18 protein-coding genes are annotated in these 19,430 nt (G+C 26.7%); 6 read left to right on the top strand and 12 right to left on the bottom strand.

Features of this window, described 5'->3' with window-relative positions:
• Window positions 1-22: 22 nt before the first annotated feature.
• Genes ABVS04_RS08865 through ABVS04_RS08810 form a run of 12 tightly spaced genes read right to left on the bottom strand, consistent with a single transcriptional unit; the run spans window position 23 to window position 13,095 of the window.
• Window positions 23-745 (bottom strand): response regulator transcription factor, encoded by a 723-nt coding sequence (locus ABVS04_RS08865; RefSeq protein WP_368030341.1) that lies wholly within the window; start codon window positions 743-745, stop codon window positions 23-25.
• Between the two features lie 47 nt (window positions 746-792).
• Entirely contained in the window at window positions 793-3,318 is a 2,526-nt protein-coding gene (locus tag ABVS04_RS08860) for a PAS domain-containing protein (protein WP_368030340.1), read from the bottom strand.
• 9 nt (window positions 3,319-3,327) lie between these two features.
• Entirely contained in the window at window positions 3,328-4,050 is a 723-nt protein-coding gene (truA, locus tag ABVS04_RS08855; RefSeq protein WP_368030339.1) for a tRNA pseudouridine(38-40) synthase TruA, read from the bottom strand.
• 5 nt (window positions 4,051-4,055) lie between these two features.
• Window positions 4,056-5,072 carry an LptF/LptG family permease gene (locus ABVS04_RS08850; RefSeq protein WP_368030338.1) on the bottom strand — a complete coding sequence of 339 codons (1,017 nt, stop codon included), beginning with the start codon at window positions 5,070-5,072 and terminating at the stop codon, window positions 4,056-4,058.
• Window positions 5,069-5,869, bottom strand: a complete 801-nt coding sequence (locus ABVS04_RS08845) for an A24 family peptidase (protein WP_368030337.1) — start codon at window positions 5,867-5,869, stop codon at window positions 5,069-5,071. Before ABVS04_RS08845 ends, ABVS04_RS08850 begins: the two co-directional genes overlap by 4 nt.
• Entirely contained in the window at window positions 5,829-6,515 is a 687-nt protein-coding gene (locus ABVS04_RS08840; RefSeq protein ID WP_368030336.1) for a di-trans,poly-cis-decaprenylcistransferase, read from the bottom strand. Before ABVS04_RS08840 ends, ABVS04_RS08845 begins: the two co-directional genes overlap by 41 nt.
• Window positions 6,508-7,779, bottom strand: coding sequence for a bifunctional phosphopantothenoylcysteine decarboxylase/phosphopantothenate--cysteine ligase CoaBC (coaBC, locus tag ABVS04_RS08835; protein WP_368030335.1), 1,272 nt, complete (start codon window positions 7,777-7,779; stop codon window positions 6,508-6,510). Before coaBC ends, ABVS04_RS08840 begins: the two co-directional genes overlap by 8 nt.
• A gap of 6 nt (window positions 7,780-7,785) precedes the next feature.
• A complete protein-coding gene (gene glmU, locus ABVS04_RS08830; protein WP_368030334.1) occupies window positions 7,786-9,084 on the bottom strand; it encodes a bifunctional UDP-N-acetylglucosamine diphosphorylase/glucosamine-1-phosphate N-acetyltransferase GlmU in 1,299 nt (432 codons plus the stop codon).
• Between the two features lie 23 nt (window positions 9,085-9,107).
• Entirely contained in the window at window positions 9,108-11,042 is a 1,935-nt protein-coding gene (locus ABVS04_RS08825) for an ankyrin repeat domain-containing protein (RefSeq protein WP_368030333.1), read from the bottom strand.
• A 57-nt stretch (window positions 11,043-11,099) separates the two neighbouring features.
• A complete protein-coding gene (locus tag ABVS04_RS08820; RefSeq protein ID WP_368030332.1) occupies window positions 11,100-12,671 on the bottom strand; it encodes a helicase-related protein in 1,572 nt (523 codons plus the stop codon).
• Window positions 12,672-12,674: 3 nt separating this feature from the next.
• On the bottom strand, window positions 12,675-12,917 hold the full coding sequence (locus ABVS04_RS08815; protein WP_368030331.1) for a type II toxin-antitoxin system RelE/ParE family toxin: 243 nt from the start codon (window positions 12,915-12,917) through the stop codon (window positions 12,675-12,677).
• A complete protein-coding gene (locus ABVS04_RS08810; RefSeq protein ID WP_368030330.1) occupies window positions 12,907-13,095 on the bottom strand; it encodes a hypothetical protein in 189 nt (62 codons plus the stop codon). The genes ABVS04_RS08815 and ABVS04_RS08810 overlap by 11 nt, the downstream gene beginning before the upstream one ends.
• Before the next feature lie 147 nt (window positions 13,096-13,242).
• On the opposite strand from ABVS04_RS08810, the gene trmA reads away from it, so the two are divergent.
• From trmA to eno, 6 genes are all read left to right on the top strand, one after another.
• Window positions 13,243-14,364, top strand: a complete 1,122-nt coding sequence (gene trmA / locus ABVS04_RS08805; RefSeq protein WP_368030329.1) for a tRNA (uridine(54)-C5)-methyltransferase TrmA — start codon at window positions 13,243-13,245, stop codon at window positions 14,362-14,364.
• Between the two features lie 168 nt (window positions 14,365-14,532).
• The gene (locus tag ABVS04_RS08800; protein WP_368030327.1) at window positions 14,533-15,822 is read left to right on the top strand and encodes a flagellin; all 1,290 of its coding nucleotides are present in this window, start codon (window positions 14,533-14,535) and stop codon (window positions 15,820-15,822) included.
• A gap of 110 nt (window positions 15,823-15,932) precedes the next feature.
• Window positions 15,933-16,577, top strand: a complete 645-nt coding sequence (locus ABVS04_RS08795) for a YkgJ family cysteine cluster protein (protein WP_368030326.1) — start codon at window positions 15,933-15,935, stop codon at window positions 16,575-16,577.
• A 92-nt stretch (window positions 16,578-16,669) separates the two neighbouring features.
• Window positions 16,670-16,870: a hypothetical protein gene (locus tag ABVS04_RS08790; RefSeq protein WP_368030325.1), complete on the top strand. Its 201-nt coding sequence runs from the start codon at window positions 16,670-16,672 to the stop codon at window positions 16,868-16,870.
• 95 nt (window positions 16,871-16,965) lie between these two features.
• Window positions 16,966-18,012, top strand: coding sequence for a recombinase RecA (gene recA, locus ABVS04_RS08785; protein WP_368030324.1), 1,047 nt, complete (start codon window positions 16,966-16,968; stop codon window positions 18,010-18,012).
• A gap of 138 nt (window positions 18,013-18,150) precedes the next feature.
• Window positions 18,151-19,425: a phosphopyruvate hydratase gene (eno, locus tag ABVS04_RS08780; protein WP_368030323.1), complete on the top strand. Its 1,275-nt coding sequence runs from the start codon at window positions 18,151-18,153 to the stop codon at window positions 19,423-19,425.
• Window positions 19,426-19,430 lie beyond the last annotated feature (5 nt).

Raw genomic sequence — 19,430 nt, 5'->3', positions numbered from 1 at the left:
TAAATAAAAGAGCTTAGCTCTTTTATTTACTTAATACTTTTTCAATTATATATCCATAGCCTTTATGAGATATTATAAAATCATCATCTTTTATTTTATCTTTTAATCTTTTCATGACCGTTCTAAATGAAGAATCGTTTATATTAATATCATCCCAAACTATTTCTTTAAATTTATCAACAGAAATCAACTCACCTATATTTTTAATAAGAACATCTAGGATTTCTGATTCCTTTTTAGATAGCTTAACTATTATATTTTTATGATAAAGTTTATTTGCTGATAAATCAAAAGTATAGCTATTATTTAAAGGTATTAATGCTTTATTTTCTACTTCTTTTGGTTGCTTGTCTTTAATAACTTCTTCTTTAGCTTTTTGTAGCATTTCCATCATATTATCAATATTTAATGGTTTAACAAAATATCCACAAACCCTTAAGTTAATAAGCTTAAGTAAATCTTCTTCATTCTTATGGGCACTTACGATTATAAATCTTTGATTAGGGATTAACTCTAAAATCTCATCAATCATTTGCATACCATTTACATTTGGCATATTAAGATCTGTTAATACTAAGTCAAAATTATCATTCTTTTCAAAATTTTCTTCTATTAACTTAAGACCTTCTGCACCATCTTTAGCAAGAACAACTTCATCAAAAATTGTATTTAAATAAAAAGATAAAGTTTTTCTAGCTAAATCTTCATCTTCAACTAATAAAACTCTTGTTTTTAAAATTTGCATTTTTACTCTCTTAAATTTTGTAATACTTAGATTATATCTAAATTATTTTAAGCAGATAGTTTTATAATAAATTCAACCCCATCATTTAAGTTTTTAGCTTCTATTTTACCCTTCATATTCTTTTCTATAATAACTTTTGTCATATAAAGACCTATTCCTGTTCCTTGATTTTCAAACTTTGTTGTAAAATATGGTTCAAAAATTCGCTCAATTATTTTTTCATCAATATTTCCACAATTATTAAAAATAGAAATTATAATATTCTTATCATCATTATAAATATTAATATCAATTTTTGCATCAAATTTAATTGTTTTATTTTTTACTATTTTTGCATCAATTGCATTATTTAATATATTCACAATTACCTGTTCAAATTCATTTTCAAAACTATCAATTTGAAGTGATTTACCAGATATATTTAGTTTTATTGCATTTTTCTCTAAAGAGGAATGTACAATTTTTGAACTTTGTAAAATAGAATCTTTTATATCAAATATCTTTCTTTCTTTTGATGGTTTATAAAAATTCCTAAAATCATCAATAGTTTGTGACATATAATCAATTTGTAATTTTGCATCTTTTATAACTTCATTTAATTCAGTTTGTGAAATCTTACCGTAAGAATCTCTAATAAAATAAATTAGTAAATTGATATTATTTAAAGGCTGCCTCCATTGATGAGCTATATTTCCTAACATTTCACCCATTGATGCAAGTTTATTTTGCTGAACTAGTAATCTATCTTTTTCTAAATTTTTTTCTAATTGAAGTTTTACTTTTTCTTTTAATTCAGCTTCATTCATTTTTAATTTTGTAATATCATTTAAATATCCATAAAATTCTATTACATTTCCATTATCATCTTTTATTATAATTGTTCTATTATAAACCCATTTTATATTATTGTCTTTGTCTATAACCCTATGAATTGAAGTAAATGAATCTGCATCATTATATATTGATTTCTTTATTACAGTAAGTAGTTGATTCACATCATCTTTATAAATAAAATCAAAGAATTTTATATTTTTTTCAAAATCTTTAGCTTCATAACCATAAGATTTAATACTTTGTGAGACAAATTTAACGCTTAAATTTTCATCATTTCCCCATCTAAAAATTACAATTCTTCCAAATTTAGTTAATAACTCAACATCTCTTAACTCTTTTGATAATCTCATTCTTTCATCTATATTCATTGACATCATAAGCATTCTGTTTGAGTTAAATTCTTTTCCTCTTTCTAAAATCCATTTATAGTTCCCGTCTTTACCTTTTAACCTATATTCGCAAACAAAATGTTCACTTTGCTTATTAATATGTTTTTCATACTCAAATAGAACTTTTTCTTTATCTTCATTATGGATTAAAGCTATCCATTGTTCAAAATCTTGAATGTCGTTTCTTACATAACCAAACATATCTAACCATTTATTTGAAAAGAAAATTTTTCTTGATTTCAAATCCATATCCCATAAACCATCATTAGATGCGATGATAGCTAACTCATATCTTTCTTTCCACTTTTTAAATAAAAGATTCTTTTGTTCCAATCTTCTATTATATCTATTAAAAATAGTATTAATAAATCTTCCAAAAATATTTGCAGCTGTTATTAATAATAAAGCAATAAATACAACTAATAAAAAACTCATAACAATTTTTGTTTGATATTGTTCTTCAATATCTTTTTTTTCTTTATTAACAGGACCATCTTTTATAAAAATTTTGTATTGATATTTAGGAAATGTATATGATAAATCTTTTTTGCTTTCATCTTCAAAATTTTTAATTTCTGTTACATCTTTTAACTCATTATTCATATAATAATTTAAGACTTTTTTTTCATTTAAATCATAAAAATAAAAATGTGAATTACTTAAAGTTTTACTTTTAGTATAAATTGAATCTAAAATTACATCTTTTGTAAGAAGTTTCATATCATCTATTTTTGAATATGCACCTAAAAACATATTTAAAAATTCGATATTTTTTAAATAACTTAATTGAATACTTCTTTTTTGATTATCTATACTATACATTAAATTATTGTCACCAATATATTTAATATTTCTTAGCATATACTTTTTAAATTTATCTGTTTTATTTTCTGAATTTGTGAGTTCTATAAGATTTTCTAAAATTTCATCACCAAATAAAACCGTATACTCTTTTGTATCAAAAAGTAAAAATTTTATTTTATTTGTTGCTTCTATTTGTTTTAAATGAGGTTTTAATAATTCTATATCAAATTCATTATTACTAGTCATTTTAGCTTTTATGAAACCTATTATTTCATATATATAATTACCCAAATCACTTTCAATATTATCAAAGCTCGTACTTGTATTATATTTTATACTTGCAATATAACTTTTTAGAACATCATTTTTGTAAAAATTTTCATTTTGAATTAGATTATTAATTTTGTTTTTTTTCTCATATTCAAAAAAGAAATATATAGAAAAAAAGGCAATTATTGAAAGTAAAAAGATAAATATTAAAGGCGTAAAAACTATTTGATTTTTTATATCTAAAAGAGTATAAAATTTCTTTTTCTTGAAAAACATTTAAAACCTTTAATATTTTATTTTTGCTAAATAAAGCCCATTTGCCTTTACTGGATGTTTAAATAAGTGTGCTTCTAACCTTAATTGTTTTCTTAAATTATCAATAGTTTGTTTTTTATCATTTATAGCTAATAAAAATCCAACCATTAACCTAATTTGAGAGCGTAAATAAGAATTTGCTGTAAATTTAAATACATATATATCTTTATATTTATAAAAAACTGTATCAAAGATCTCTCTTTTTGTTAATTCTTTATCACTTCCTGTTTTGTGAAAATATTTAAAATCATAAACTCCAATAAACTCTTTAATTGCAATTTTTAAAAGCTCTTCATCAACTTTTTGCACATGAGTTATAAATTTATCATTAAAAGGATTTGTAGCTTTTGTAGTAATTATATACCTATATACTCTTTTTTTTGCATGAAATCTTGAATGAAAATCATCACTAACTTTTGAAATTTTATTTATTTTTATAGAACTTGGAAGATTTCTGTTTAAAATTTCTTTCAATTTAAAAAAATCTGTCCAGAAATCAGGAACTATGCAATTGAATACTTGGCCTGTTGCATGAACTTCTTTATCAGTACGTCCACTTAAAACTATTTTTGTTTCTATATTTATTTCTTTAAATGCTTTTAAAAGTTTATTTTCAACAGTTAAACCATTTAATTGCTTTTGACTTCCTTGAAATAGACTTCCATCATAAGCAATTACAAATTTTAAATTCATGGAAGTTAATACTCTTTTTTTATGGTTTTAGAATATAAGATATAAGTTCCAATAAGCCATACTATTGGAATTAAATATAAAGCATGTAATAAGATTTTATCTCCTATTATTTTTATTAAAACATAATATAAAACTACTGCAATTAAAGAAAAAAACACCGCTCTATTTTTCTCATATCTTGGATTAAAATATCCAAAAGTAATTACTAAAAAAAGTGAAAACAAAGGAAATAGTGAAGTTAAAATAAAAAACGTCAAATCATCAATATCAACATTTTTTTGGATATTATTCTTCCAATAAGTGTAAGTATCTGTAAATACTCCTATTTTACTATCTGCAATAGAATCATTTATATACATTGATTCATAATCAATTTGATTTAACTCTTTTTCATCAATAATAAAGGCTTTTCCATCTACTAATTTAAAGCTTAGATTCCCTTTATCATTATCTAAAACAGCAGTTTTACTAATAATAAATTGATCTTTTTTCTCTTCTGTTTTAAATAACTTTACATCACTATAAGTTTTTTGATCTTTATCATTTATATAAATTAACCAATCACCAAATTTTTGTCCAAATTCACTAGCTTTTATATTAAAATTTGCTTCTTTTTTCTTTGTTTCTAAAAATTGCTTAGTAAGAAATTTCGTTTTAGGAATCAATCCTACTGAAACCACTAATAATAAAGCTGATAAAAGCAAGGTCAGAGGCAAAAATATTTTTAAAATATTTACAGGATTTAAACCAAATGAAGTAATAACTGTTAACTCATACTCACTTGCTAATTTAGCAAGAGTAATAACCAAAGATATAAAAAATGAAATTGGCATAGTATAAAATATAATCTGTGGAACTACATATGCAAAAAGTCTAAATAATTCAAAGAAATCTATTGTAATAATTGAAGTTAATGAAGCGATTTTTACTAAAAAAACAATTGATGTAATAAAAAATAATCCTAAAAAAATGGGGAAAAATGTAATTGCTAATTGGGAATATAAATAATGATTTAATTTCAATAAAAGGCCTTTGTAAATGTTTCTAAATTAAAAAAATATTCCACATAAAATCCTAAAACTAAATAAGGAATGAATGGTGTTTGCATATCTTTTTTTACTATATTTGAATAAATTGAAGGTATTATAGCAAAAAAAGCAGCCAAAAATATAGCAAATACACCAGAGCTTAAACCAAGGATGACTCCCATCATAGCAATAATAGGAATATCACCCTCACCTAAAGCTTCTTGTGTTTTTAAAGATTCATCTTTTAACACTCTTGCTTTTATATTTTGAATATAAAAAGTTATTACAAAATTTAGTAAAACTAATGCTCCTGCAAATAAAAATGCATTTTTAAAGGCATCTAAAAGGTTAAAATTTGTTGCAAAAAAAGATAAAAACAAAGCTATTAAAAGTAAGTAATCAGGAGCTGCTTTATATTTTAAATCAATAAAAGATAAAACTATTAATACATAAGATAATAAACACATAAAAATAAACTCTTGACTTAAACCTATTTTTAAAAACAAAAATAGTGTAACCAATGCACTTATAATTTCCACTAAAAAGTATTGAAAAGAAATTTTAACCCCACAATAAGAACATTTTGCTTTTAAAAATAGATATGAAATAAGAGGAATATTATGATACCAATAAATTAAATGTCCACAAGATGGACATTTACTTCTTTTATTTGATAACAATGATTTATAAAAAGGAAGTTTTAGTATTAATACATTTAAAAAAGAACCAATACACGCTCCAAAGATAAAACTAAACAGCTCCAAATCTTCTCTCTCTTCTTGAGAAATCACTTATAATATCATCAAACTCTCCTTGGGTAAAATCAGGCCAATATGTTTGAGTGAAAAACATTTCAGAATAAGCATTTTGCCATAATAAATAGTTTGAAAGACGTACTTCTCCGCTTGTTCTTATCATAATATCAACAGGAGGAATTCCTGATGTATCAAGACAAGACTCTATATTTTCTTCTGTAACTTCAAGCCCTCTTTCATTTAACTTTTTTACTGCTCTTACTATTTCATCTTTTGAGCCATAATTTAATGCTAAAACTTGTGTAAGTCCAGTGCAAGAAGAAGTTACTTCTTGAGTTTTTATAATTCTATTTTGTAGTGTTTTTGAGAACTTTGATAAATCTCCAATTGCTCTAAATTTAATATTATTTTCTAAATAAACTTTTAATTCCTCTTTTAAATATTTATCTAAAAGTTTCATAAGATACTCAACTTCAAGCTTTGGTCTTTTCCAGTTTTCAGTTGAGAAAGCATATAATGTTAGATATTTTATTCCAATTTTTGCACAATATGTAGTTATTTCACGTACAACCTCAGCACCTTTTTTATGCCCAGCTGTTCTTTTAAGACCTCTTTCTTTTGCCCATCTTCCATTTCCATCCATAATCATAGCTACATGAATAGGAATTCTTAAATCATTCATATTCTTTAAACTCTACTTTCAGTTTTGCTAAAATATCTAATGAAATATCTAATTTTGAACCTTTAAATTCATAAGAGTTATTTTTTAAAATAAGTTCTATGCTGTTATTTTCACTTCCAAAATTATTCTCTTCATTTATAATATTTAAACAAACACCATCCAAATTTTTCTTTTCAAGCATTGAGGTAGCATTCGAAGAAGCAACATTTTCATCCATTTCAGCCTTGAATCCAATAGAGATTAATCCATCTTTATCAAGTGAATTTAAAATATCCATATTTTGCTTTAACTCTAAACTCCATGAAGTTCCAATCATCTCTTTTTTTAGTTTTCCCTCTTGTGGAAAAGATGGAACATAATCACTAATAGCAGCCACCATAAATAAATATGGTTTTTTAAGTATCAATGTTGGACTTGAACTATCCATTAAAGTGGGTTTAGTCAAAATTCCTTTTTTGGCAACTCTTAGAGAATCAACCAAATATTCATACATTTCAGATGAACTTTGAACTTTTATTAAATGAATATTTGCAGGTAAATTCTCATAACCTCTAGTGCTTACTAAACAAACATCCGCACCCTTATAATATAAAGCTTTTGCTAATGATGAGGCCATTTTCCCTGATGAAAAGTTTGATAAATATCTAACATCATCAATTTTTTCAATAGTTCCACCACCACTTAATACTACTTTTCTATTTACCCAATACTCTTCTTTTAAAAGCTCTTTACAAGTTGCATCAAAAATATCTTGTGGTTCTGCCATAGCTCCATCACCCACATCTTTACAAACTAACTCTTTTGTTTGTGATGAAACTATTTCATAATTACAAAGTTTTAGCATTTTAAGACTTGCTTGTGTAATTGGATTTTTTAGCATATTTGTATTTGCAGCAGGTGCTATTAATTTCATTCTAGGATATGCTAAAGCTGTTTGAAGAAGTAAGTTATTTCCTAAACCATTTGCCAATGCATTTATAGTGTTTGCGCTAGCAGGTGCTATTACAAAAATATCAGACCATTTACCAATATCAATATGATTATAATCTTGGCTTTTATCCCAATTTTCACTATCTTCACATAATACTTTGTTTTGAGATATTGCTTCGAATGTTATTGGATTTATAAATTTTTTTGCACCATCTGTCATTATCACTCTTACAATTGCACCTGCTTTTATATAAAGTCTTATTAATTCTAAGGCTTTATAAATAGCAATTGAGCCAGTTACTCCTACTAATATCTTTTTATTTTTTAGTAACATATTTTTCTACTTTTTTTTACTTGAAAAATGTTTGTAAAAGTAACCATCAATAGTTTTTGCTTTTGCTCTTGTTAAATACAATTCACCTTTTTTTACATTTCCAGTTACCGTTGAACCAGCTCCTATTAATACATCATCCTCAATATTTACAGGGGCTACAAACTGAGTATCACTTCCAACAAATACATTTTTACCAATAATTGTTTGATGTTTATTAACTCCATCATAATTACAAGTTATTGTTCCACAACCTATGTTTGTTCCTTCATCTATTGTACAATCGCCTAGATATGAAAGATGTCCAGCTTTTACACCATTTAAAATAGCTTTTTTTGTCTCTACAAAGTTTCCAATATGTGTTTTGTTTAAATCACTTCCAGGTCTTATTCGTCCCATTGGTCCAACATCGCTATCTCTTACAATTGAGTCTTCAACAACAGAGTTTGTTTTGATATGTGAATTTATGATTTTAGAGTTTCCAAGCAGACTTACACCATTTTCAATAATACTTTCCCCTTCAATTTGCACACCCTCTTCTATATAAATAGTATCAGGTAATCTCATAATAACACCAGCTTTTAGGAACTCTTTTTTGATTCTCTTTTGGTGAATTACCTCAGCATCCGCTAGTTCTACTTTTGAATTTACACCTTTGAAGTTTTCTTCATTTACAGCAAGTGGTTTTAAAACCTTTCCTTGTTCTATTGCCATTTCTATTAAATCTGTAATGTAATACTCTTTTTGAGCATTGTTATTATTTAATTTTACTAAGTTTTCAAGTAAGAATTTTGTTTCAAACTGATAAATTCCTGCATTTGCTGTTGTAACTTTTAATTCTTCTTCATTTGCATCTTTTTGCTCAACTATTTTTTTAACATTTCCATTTTCAACAATAACTCTTCCGTATCCATCAGCACTTTTCAGTTCTAAAACAGACATAACAATAGTTGCATCGATGTCAAATTTTTCCAATTCACTTGATTGAATTAAAGGCATATCTCCATTTAAAACTAAAACTTTAGGATATTTTGGAGTGATATTCATAACAGCTCCACCTGTTCCTGGATAATTAGTATGATCTTGAATAACAAAATTTATATTAGAAAAATACTTTTCCATTTCAGCTTGAACACGAGCTGCTTGATGAAATAAAACTACTGTTATATCATCACTTAATTTCAAAGCCTCTTTTATTGAATAATATAACATTGGTTTTCCAGAAATTTTATGCAATACTTTTGGAGTATCAGATTTCATTCTTGTTCCTGCACCTGCTGCTAAAACTATAATTGATTTATTAAACATATTTTTTATCCTCTTCATATTGTTTATATTAGTACTTCGTTAATTTCTTTTTTTAAATTTTCTACAACTTCTTCTAACGCTTTTTGCATTTTTGAATCATTTGTATTTGTATTTAATAATTTATCTAAATTTTTTTCTCTATCTTTAAAAAATTGTGCTACTTTTTTATTTTTTGGATTCTTATTATACATTAGTACTCCTGATGCAACCAATGCAATAACAAGTCTTGCATGACCAAAAATAGCTGCATAATTCAATAATGTAAATCCACTATTATCTAACTGATTCATATCAGCACCAGCTGCAATTAACCACCTAGCAATTTTATAATTTCCATGCCATTGAGTGTGATGAAGAGCAGTTCTACCATGAATATCAGTAATTGTTAAATCAGCTTTTTTTGTTAAAAGCTTTTCTACAACTGTTAAATCATTTGCAATTACAGCTTTGTGAAGAACTGTTCTTCCATCTAGGTCTTGAATATCAACACTAACTCTATATTTTAAAAAGTAAACCAATCTTTCAATAAAAGATTCCCTTTCTTTTTTATCTTTTATTTTTAAGCCCTCTTCAACCATATACATCAAAGGAGTTGACCCTCTTTTGTCTTTGATATTTAGGTTTACACCATAATTTATAATAGTTTTTAAAGTATCAAAATCATTGTATAAAACTAAATCAAATAAAATATTTTTACCATCTAATCTTTGAGCCTCAATATTTGGTCTATATGTTAATATTTTTTTTAAAAGAACATCATATTTCTCATTCTCTTTTGTAAAAGCTGCTAAAGCTGGATTTACTCTTTTGAATCCTTTTGAAATAGCTATTATTTCAACAATATCATCAAAAATTGTTTTCTCATCTAAGTCTTTAGCTTCTAAATTAGCACCTTTTGAAACTAAGAAATCTATCATTTGATAGTTAGAATAACCTTTTAAAATTTCTTTATAAATTATATTCTTATCATTTTCATCAGAAACATTTATATCAGCTCCACAATTAACCAAAAACTCTACATTTGCAAAGTTTTTATTTTCAATTTCAAATTGAAGAGTTGTTTTCCCATCTTCATGAATTTTATCGATATCTAAGCCATTGTTTATAAACATTAAAGCTAAAGGTAAATACTCTTTTTCAGGTGTAATTAGTTTGTATTTACCATCTAATTCTTTTGATGTATTTTTTTGTAAATCATGAACAAATAAAAGCTCATCTAAAATATTTTTATTATTGTTATCAACAATATTCATATTAATATTTTTTTTCATAAGAAGTTCTATAATAGGAATATTTTTTGAACCTTGTAAAATAGTATTAAAAAGTACGTTTTGACCATCTCTATCTAAAAAATTTACATTTATTCCATTAAGAATCAATAATTTTGATATTTCAATGTTATCTTTTAAAACTGCTTTAAAAAGTGCTGTTTGATAGTTTTCATCTAAAATATTTAAACTATCAATATTATTTACCACATCTTTTAAAATATAAATATTTTCACCCTCAACTGCATCAAATAATACAGTTTTTCCATAGCTATCTTTTATATTAAAATCGGGTCGATAATTCATTAAAACTTGAAATATCTTATAATCACCTTCTAATGCTACATCTTGAAAAATCGTTCTTCCACTACTGTTTTTGCGATTAATATCAAAACCATTATCAAGAAAAAACCTAAGCATTATTCCATCTGATCGTAAGGCAGCTTCATCTAAAACTGTTCTTCCATATCTATCTTCTAAATTTATATTAACATTGTGTTTCAATAAAATTCTTATTGCATCAATTTTTCTTTTTGCACTAAGCATAAAAAGGATACTTCTGCCCTTTTCATCTTTTTTATTTATATCAATACCTTTTTCAATGTATTTTTGGATTTTATTAATATCAATATCATCTGATAGTAGCTCTTTGTAAAAAAGATCTTCACTAACTTTAAAAAATCCAAACACTATTGATATTCCTTTTATATTTCTTTATTTAAGTTTTACATTTTAGCTAATTTTTTATTAAATTGCTTTTCTTCTTCGTGATTTATAACTTTTTTTATCATTTTTTTCTCTTCTATCATCTGCATGAGGTTTTCTTGAAAAAGTTTTTTTAGGAATTTCTTCTTGAATCAAATTTCCTCTTAAAGATTTTTCAATAAATGAATTAAAAGAATTTCTTAAAATATATGCTTTATCATGATCAGGGAAAAGTTCTGGAAATTTATATGATAACCATAAATACAATGATATTTTTTTAACCTCATCTTCAACTAGCAATAAATCCCTTTGAGTTATAGCTTTTTTAGGCAGGGTAATAGAGGGTTTATAGTGACAAACTCTTTTTTTAATAACACTTGCAATATATGCATCATAAGCTTGAATGATGATATTTGATTTTGCAGTTATTGGCGCTTGTGCTAAAAGATATTTTTCTTCAAGTTTTAGATTTATTTTTGTATCAACTATTTTTGCAGCTTCAATCATAGATGAAATATTTGCAGCAACAAAAGGACCTGAAAAATACATATTATCAGCAAAAAACTTTAATACTTTTGTTAAGGAATTTGTTTTAATATGAGCAGCTAATGCTTCTAATTGGTTATTATTTATTTTTACTTTAAAAGGTGGTTTGATTGTTTTAATAGGAGAGTCAAACTCTTCTTTTATATGATCTAAGACATCTCTTCTTGTAGCACCTAAAAATCCTGCTTCAAAAATACCATAACGCCCTGCTCGTCCTGCTATTTGAGTGATTTCATTTACAGTAATTTTTCTTTTACTAACACCATCAAACTTTGTATCAGTTGTAAATAAAATAGTTTTTATAGGAAGGTTTAATCCCATAGCTATAGCATCTGTTGCTATTAGAATCTGGCTTTTCTTTTCTCTAAATCTTTGAGCTTCATCACGTCTTACTTCAGGTGATAAGTTCCCATAGATAACAGATACTGTATAGTTTTTTTGAAGTCTATGTTTTAGTTTTAAAACATCTGCTCTTGAAAAGGCAATTAATGCAGTTCCCTCTTCTAACTTGTCTAATGCAGTCCATTTTGGTAAAACTTTTAATTCATTTTTTCTTTGATGTTTTACAATTTCTAAATCTTCATCTAAATATGCTGCGATTCTTTTAACAGCGTCAAGTGCATTTACACTTCCTGTCATAATGATTTTTTTAGCAGGACATCCAATGATTGCATTTACCCATGCCCAACCTCTATCAATATCATCAAGCATTTGAACTTCATCAATAACAGCCACATCAACATCTAAATCAAAATCTAACATTTCAATAGTCGAGCAAACATGAGCTGCATCTTCATTTAACATTTGTTCTTCACCTGTTATTAGTGAAGCTTCCAAGTTCGAAGCTTTTAAGTCTTCATAACCTTCAAGTGCTAAAAGTCGCAATGGTGCTAAATAAAGTCCAGAGTTCGCCTCTTTTAATTTTTGCATTGCATTATATGTTTTACCACTATTTGTAGGTCCCACATAAAACTCTAGCTTTCTATTTAAACTTCTAGCTAATGGATATAAGGTTTTTAAATCACAGTTTAATAGTGATTGTAGTTGTTGTTGCCAATTTTCTTTCATTTATTAATAACTTTCTTTTCTATGTAAAATTCTACCTATAATTATAATATTTTCTTCAACATCAAAAAGAACTCTATAATCACCAATTCTAAGTCTATATGCTGGTTCAAAATTTGTAAGTTTTTTTATATTTTGTAGATTTGGAAATTTTTTAAGTTCTAAAATTTTATTGTGTATTTTTGTTTTAAAAGGTTCTGAAATCTGTTTTAAGTCTTTTATTGCACTTTTTCTAATTTCAATTTGCATTTTTTAAATAATCTTCAAAATTGATTTTTTCATCATTTCTTGTTTCTTTTAACAATTTTAAATCTTCCATATCTTCTTTTAAAACGACTTCTACTCCATCATTTTTAAAGTGATCTAGTAACCAAAGGACTTTATCAACTAAATTATCATCTTGAATATTTACGACTATTGATTTCATTTTCGACTCCTTAAAAAAATATAAATTGATTATATCCAAAAGCCAGAAATTTTATCTTTAAAGAAATAAATACCATCAATTGAATATAATTATAAATAATAAAAAGATAAGCTCCCACAAAACAGAGAGTAAAGCTAAAGGAATTTAATGAATTGTAAATATTTTGGAAAATGTGCTTCTTGTACACTACATGATAAATCATATGAAGAACAATTAGACTTCAAAGTACAAAGAGAAAAAGAAAGATTTTCAAACTTTACATCTATGGATTTTGACATAATCAAAAGTAACGATAAAAACTTCAGAAATAGAGCTGAGTTTAGAATCTGGTGGGATAAAGATGAAAACGATAATCACACTATTTCATATGCAATGAATGATTTTGATAAAAATATCTTAGAAATAGACTCATGTCAAATAGTAAGTCCTCATATTCAAGAAATCATGCCAAAACTTTTAGACTTAGTGAAAAAAGAAAAAGAGCTTGAAAATAAACTTTTTGCAGTTGAATTTTTAGGAAGTACTACAAATGATTTACTTGTTACTTTAATCTATCATAGAAAACTAGATGATTCATGGAATGAACTTGCAAAAAAACTTGAACTTGAATTAAATATCAAAATCATAGGAAGAAGCAGAAAACAAAAAGTTATATTAACAAATGATTTAATATCTGAAACTTTAAATATAAACAATCAAGACTTCAAATTTGAATACCAAGAAGGTGGCTTCACTCAACCAAATACAAATGTAAATATCCAAATGATTGAATGGGTTTTAAATAATATCAATTCATCAGACAAAGATTTATGCGAGTTGTACTGTGGGGGAGGAAACTTCACTATTCCACTTTCAACAAAGTTTTCAAAAGTATTAGCAACAGAAATTTCAAAAACATCTATAAAATCTGCACTTAGAAACTGTGCATTAAATGATGTTTCTAATATACAATTTATTAGAATGAGTGCTGAAGAGTTTGTACAAGGACTTCAAGGAGTGCGAACTTTTGAAAGATTAAAAGATGTAAACTTAAAAGATTATAACTTCGATACTATCTTTATGGACCCTCCAAGAGCAGGACTTGATGATGTTACAAGAGCTTTAGCAAAAGATTTTGAACAAATAATTTATATATCATGTAACCCAGAAACTTTACATAGAGATTTACAAGAGCTCACAAAGACCCATAAAATAGTAAAAGAAGCATTGTTTGATCAGTTTGCTTACACAAATCATATTGAAGCTGGAATAATTCTAAAGAAGAAATAATAAATTTAATCTAATTTTAAGAAATGGTATGTCATAATTCTTCATATACAAATTAGGGATCAATGGATTCCGAAGAGAAGAAAAGCTTTCCTCTCTATGCTTGCTGATACAAGAAGGTTTTTGAGGTGAATTTATTCACAATGTCGTCATAACTAAAAAGGATTTATTATGATTATCAATACAAACGTTTCATCACTTACTGCTCAAGAAGCATCAAAAAACACTAACAATAGTATTTCAAGTTCATTAGAAAAACTTTCTACTGGTCTTAAAATCAATAAAGCGTCTGATGATGCATCTGGTTTAGCGATTGCTGATAAACTTAGAACTCAACAAACATCAATTAATCAAGGTGTTTCAAATGGTAATTCAGCTGTATCTTTATTACAAATTGCTGATAAATCAATGTCTGAACAATCAAGTATTCTTGATACAGTTAAAGCTAAATTAATTCAAGCTAATACTGATACTACATCTGATGATGGTAGAGAAGCTATTAGAAAAGATATTAGTAAATTACTTGAGCAATTAGACAATATTGCTAAACAAACGAATTATAATGGTACAACGTTACTTCAAGCTGGTACAAGTGATAACTTAGCATCAGGTGGATTAAATTTTCAAGTTGGTGAAAAACAAACTGACACTATTTCAAATACTTCTATTCAATCAAATACATTAGGTCTTGCAGGTGCTAAAGAAGCCCTTTCTGCTGGTGTAAATGATGAAATCAAAAATGGAGCAGCTGAACTAGTTACAACAGTAGCAGGTACAGCTACAACATTTACAGGTGCTACATCATCTGATGTTACAGTAAGTGGTAAAATTGGGACACTTTTAGCAGCTGGTAATTTAACAATATCAAATGCAAATGCTGCTGATACAGCAAAATTAAAAGAATTAGTTTCTGCTGATTTTGTTGATAATTCTGACGGTACTTTTACATTAACTAGTGGTAAATCTATAGATTTTGGAACTTTTAATGTTAATTCTATTGCTCTTAAAGATGCAGGAAATGGAGCTATTTCTATTACAACAACAGCTATAGAAGAAATCACTGTAACAAATAACAATAAATCAACTGCCGCAGAAGATTTAATGACAATTGGTGGAGCTAGTGATGTAGGTGCATCATTACAAACACTAAAAAATTTAGATTCTGGAGAGTTAACAAAAGCAAAAGCTAGTATATTCCAAGGTGTTATTGATGAATCAATTACGACACTGAATGGATATAGAGGAGACATAGGTTCGACTCAAAACCAAGTAGAATCTGCTGTTAGAAACTTAATGACTCAGTCTACAAACGTAGCTGCGGCTGAATCTATTATTAGAGATGTTGATTATGCACAAGAATCTGCAAACTTCAACAAACAAAACATTATTTCTCAAGCTGGTTCATATGCAATCAGTCAAGCAAATACTGTTCAACAAAATGTTTTAAAATTATTACAATAATCTTTGTAAATATATTTTTAAAACTTCTAAAAACCTAAGTCTTTTTGACTTAGGTTTTTTTATTTACTTTAATATTTATTTAAATACAATTTCATTGTAAAAGGATTAAAATGAAAAAATACTATATAAATGAAGAAAAAAAAATATCAAAATTATTAAAAAATAAATCTTTAAATACCTCTAATAAAGTAATTAAATATATGTATGAAGATTTAAAACTCCTATCAACTCATATTAATGAAACTACAAAACAAAATATTGCTTGTTCAAAAGGATGTTCACACTGTTGTAACACAAGAGTTGAAATTACAGAACCTGAAGCCGTCTTTATTTACTCATACATCAAAGACAACTTAAATCAAGAACAACAAAATGCCATATTTAGTAAAATCAAAGAAATTACAAATATTACTTCACAAATGCAAACTACTGATGATCACATAAAATTACAAATACCCTGTATTTTTCTTAATAATCAAATTTGTAGTATATACGAGATAAGACCATTTATATGTAGAGAGTTTCATTCCGTTGACTTGGAAAGTTGCTTAAACTGTTACAATAAACTTGAAAAAAATGCAGGTGCATTAGAATCTAATAAAATAAAAGATTCATACTATAGAATATTTAGAAAATATATGCATATTTATAGAGAAAATAAGCTACAAATAAGTGGGAATGAATTTTTATCATCATTATTAAAGATACATGAAACTCCAAATTATATAAAAAATTATTTTTCAAATTTAAAGTAAATAAGTATGTAAATAATTAAAGTTATTTAGATTAGATTTTATTATTTACTTTAATCATTATTTAAATATAATTAAAGAAAAATAGGTTTATCATGCAAAACAACTCAATCCCCCAAGACATCATAAAAATACAAAAAAAACTATCTTTATTTGAAAAAGATTCAAGAAATTATAAAAAGTATACAAAAATTCTTGCAAAGCATATAAAAACTTATACTATGAAAAAAAGAGTAAATGCACATATTAAGACTATTGAGAGTATTGAAAAGATATCTCAAGAAGAAAGTAAATAAAAATATTGCAAATTGTAATATAAATCTACCCTTCATAAAAAAGCTGCTAGAATTCCCTCATAAAAATAAGAAATAAAATCAACATAGGAAATATTATGGATGACAATCAAAGAAAATCATTAGACTTAGCAATTAAACAAATAGACAAAACATTTGGTAAAGGTACACTTATCAGACTTGGAGACAAGGTTGTTGTTCCAACTGAAACAATTAGTACAGGTTCTTTAGGACTTGATTTAGCACTTGGTGTTGGTGGTCTTCCAAAAGGAAGAGTTATTGAGATTTATGGACCTGAATCTTCTGGTAAAACTACTTTAACTTTACATGCAATTGCAGAGTGTCAAAAAGCTGGTGGTGTATGTGCCTTTATTGATGCGGAACATGCACTTGATGTAGGATATGCTAAAAACTTAGGTGTTGATACAGATAACTTACTTGTTTCACAACCTGATTTTGGTGAACAAGCTTTAGAAATACTTGAAACTGTTATTAGATCTGGTGCTGTAAATTTAGTAGTTGTGGATTCTGTTGCCGCACTTACTCCAAAAGTAGAGATTGATGGTGATATGGATGATCAACAAGTTGGTGTTCAAGCAAGACTTATGTCTAAAGCTCTTAGAAAAATTACTGGTTTATTAAATAAAATGAACTGTACAGTAATTTTCATTAATCAAATAAGAATGAAAATCGGAATGACAGGTTATGGAAGTCCAGAAACAACAACAGGTGGAAATGCACTTAAATTTTACTCATCAGTAAGACTTGATATCAGAAGAATTGCAACACTTAAACAAGGTGAAAATTCAATTGGAAATAGAGTAAAAGTAAAAGTTGTAAAAAATAAAGTAGCTGCTCCATTCAAACAAGCTGAATTTGATATTATGTTTGGTGAAGGTATTTCTAAAACTGGAGAATTAGTTGATTATGGTGTTAAGCTTGATATAGTTGACAAAGCAGGTGCTTGGTTCTCATATGGTGATTCTAAAATTGGTCAAGGAAGAGAAAACTCAAAAGTATTCTTAAAAGATAACCCAGAAATTGCAAAAGAGATTGAAAATAAAATTCTTGAGTCAATGGGAATAAATGATTCTATTATTACAGGTTCTAGTGATGATGAAGATTCATCTGAAATTGACGAATAAAAAATAAAAAAATAAAGGGAATTTTATTCCCTTTCTTCTTAAAAAAATCTACAAAAAACACTCAACAAAATCTACAAAAGCAAATAACAAATTTATTTTAGCTATAATCATTAAAATTATGAATATTAGGAGACTTAAGTGGTATTTATCGATAATGTATACGCTGATGAAGTATTAGATTCAAGAGGAAACCCAACTGTAAGAGCTACAGTTATATTAAGTGATGGTACAAAAGGAAGCGCTATTGTACCAAGTGGTGCAAGTACTGGAAAAAGAGAAGCCTTAGAATTAAGAGATGGAGATAGTCGATTTTTAGGAAAAGGTGTTCTTAAAGCTGTTGAAAATGTAAACACTACTATTGCAAATGAATTAATAGGTTTAAGTCCATTTAATCAAGCTGAAGTTGATGCAACAATGAAAGATATTGATGGAACTCACAACTATTCAAATCTTGGAGCAAATGCTGTATTAGGTGTATCAATGGCAACTGCACGAGCTGCTGCTAACTCATTACAAATTCCATTATATAGATATTTAGGTGGAGCAAATGCAATGACTATGCCAGTTCCTATGTTTAATATTATTAATGGTGGAGAGCATGCTAATAACTCTGTTGATTTTCAAGAGTATATGATTATGCCTGTTGGATTTGAAAACTTTAACGAAGGTTTAAGAGCAACTGCAGAAATCTATCAACACTTAAAAAAAGTTATTGACTCTATGGGTGAAAGTACAGCAGTTGGTGATGAGGGTGGATTTGCTCCAAACTTAAAATCAAACGAAGAACCAATTCAAGTTATTATGACTGCTATTGAAAAAGCTGGATATAAAGCTGGTGAACAAGTTGCTATTGCTCTTGACGTTGCTGCATCTGAACTTATAAATGAAAAAGGTTTATATGTATTAAAATCAGAAAACAGAGAGCTAACTTCTGCTGAATTAGTTGCTTATTATGCGGATTTATGTTCAAAATATCCAATCGTATCAATTGAAGATGGATTAAGTGAAGATGACTGGGATGGATGGAAAATATTAACTGATGTTTTAGGTTCAAAAGTTCAATTAGTTGGAGATGATTTATTTGTAACAAATGCTTCAATTTTAAGCGAAGGAATTAAAAAGGGAATTGCAAACTCTATTTTAATTAAACCTAATCAAATTGGTTCAGTTTCTGAGACTATGCAAACAATTAGACTTGCACAAAGAAACAACTATAACTGTGTAATGTCACATCGATCAGGTGAAAGTGAAGATGCATTTATTGCTGATTTTGCTGTTGCTTTAAATTGTGGGCAAATCAAAACAGGAAGTACAGCTAGAAGTGATAGAATTGCAAAGTATAATAGACTTCTTGAAATTGGTGCAGAAGTTGGTTATGCTGAATATTTAGGAAAAGAACCTTTTAAAAAATAATAAGA

The sequence above is a fragment of the Arcobacter sp. s6 genome, assembly GCF_040884245.1.
Taxonomy (GTDB): domain Bacteria; phylum Campylobacterota; class Campylobacteria; order Campylobacterales; family Arcobacteraceae; genus Aliarcobacter.
The sequence above is the reverse complement of the archived record's forward strand: the minus strand, read 5'-3'. Positions and strand labels throughout refer to the sequence as shown.

Coding starts and splice junctions, on each gene's coding strand:
- ABVS04_RS08810 (WP_368030330.1), bottom strand. CDS start 13,095: ATGAAATCAATAGTCGTAAATATTCAAGATGATAATTTAGTTGATAAA.
- ABVS04_RS08795 (WP_368030326.1), top strand. CDS start 15,933: ATGAAAAAATACTATATAAATGAAGAAAAAAAAATATCAAAATTATTA.
- glmU (WP_368030334.1), bottom strand. CDS start 9,084: ATGTTTAATAAATCAATTATAGTTTTAGCAGCAGGTGCAGGAACAAGA.
- truA (WP_368030339.1), bottom strand. CDS start 4,050: ATGAATTTAAAATTTGTAATTGCTTATGATGGAAGTCTATTTCAAGGA.
- recA (WP_368030324.1), top strand. CDS start 16,966: ATGGATGACAATCAAAGAAAATCATTAGACTTAGCAATTAAACAAATA.
- ABVS04_RS08865 (WP_368030341.1), bottom strand. CDS start 745: ATGCAAATTTTAAAAACAAGAGTTTTATTAGTTGAAGATGAAGATTTA.
- ABVS04_RS08820 (WP_368030332.1), bottom strand. CDS start 12,671: ATGAAAGAAAATTGGCAACAACAACTACAATCACTATTAAACTGTGAT.
- ABVS04_RS08790 (WP_368030325.1), top strand. CDS start 16,670: ATGCAAAACAACTCAATCCCCCAAGACATCATAAAAATACAAAAAAAA.
- ABVS04_RS08840 (WP_368030336.1), bottom strand. CDS start 6,515: ATGAATGATTTAAGAATTCCTATTCATGTAGCTATGATTATGGATGGA.
- ABVS04_RS08800 (WP_368030327.1), top strand. CDS start 14,533: ATGATTATCAATACAAACGTTTCATCACTTACTGCTCAAGAAGCATCA.
- ABVS04_RS08815 (WP_368030331.1), bottom strand. CDS start 12,917: ATGCAAATTGAAATTAGAAAAAGTGCAATAAAAGACTTAAAACAGATT.
- trmA (WP_368030329.1), top strand. CDS start 13,243: ATGAATTGTAAATATTTTGGAAAATGTGCTTCTTGTACACTACATGAT.
- coaBC (WP_368030335.1), bottom strand. CDS start 7,779: ATGTTACTAAAAAATAAAAAGATATTAGTAGGAGTAACTGGCTCAATT.
- ABVS04_RS08860 (WP_368030340.1), bottom strand. CDS start 3,318: ATGTTTTTCAAGAAAAAGAAATTTTATACTCTTTTAGATATAAAAAAT.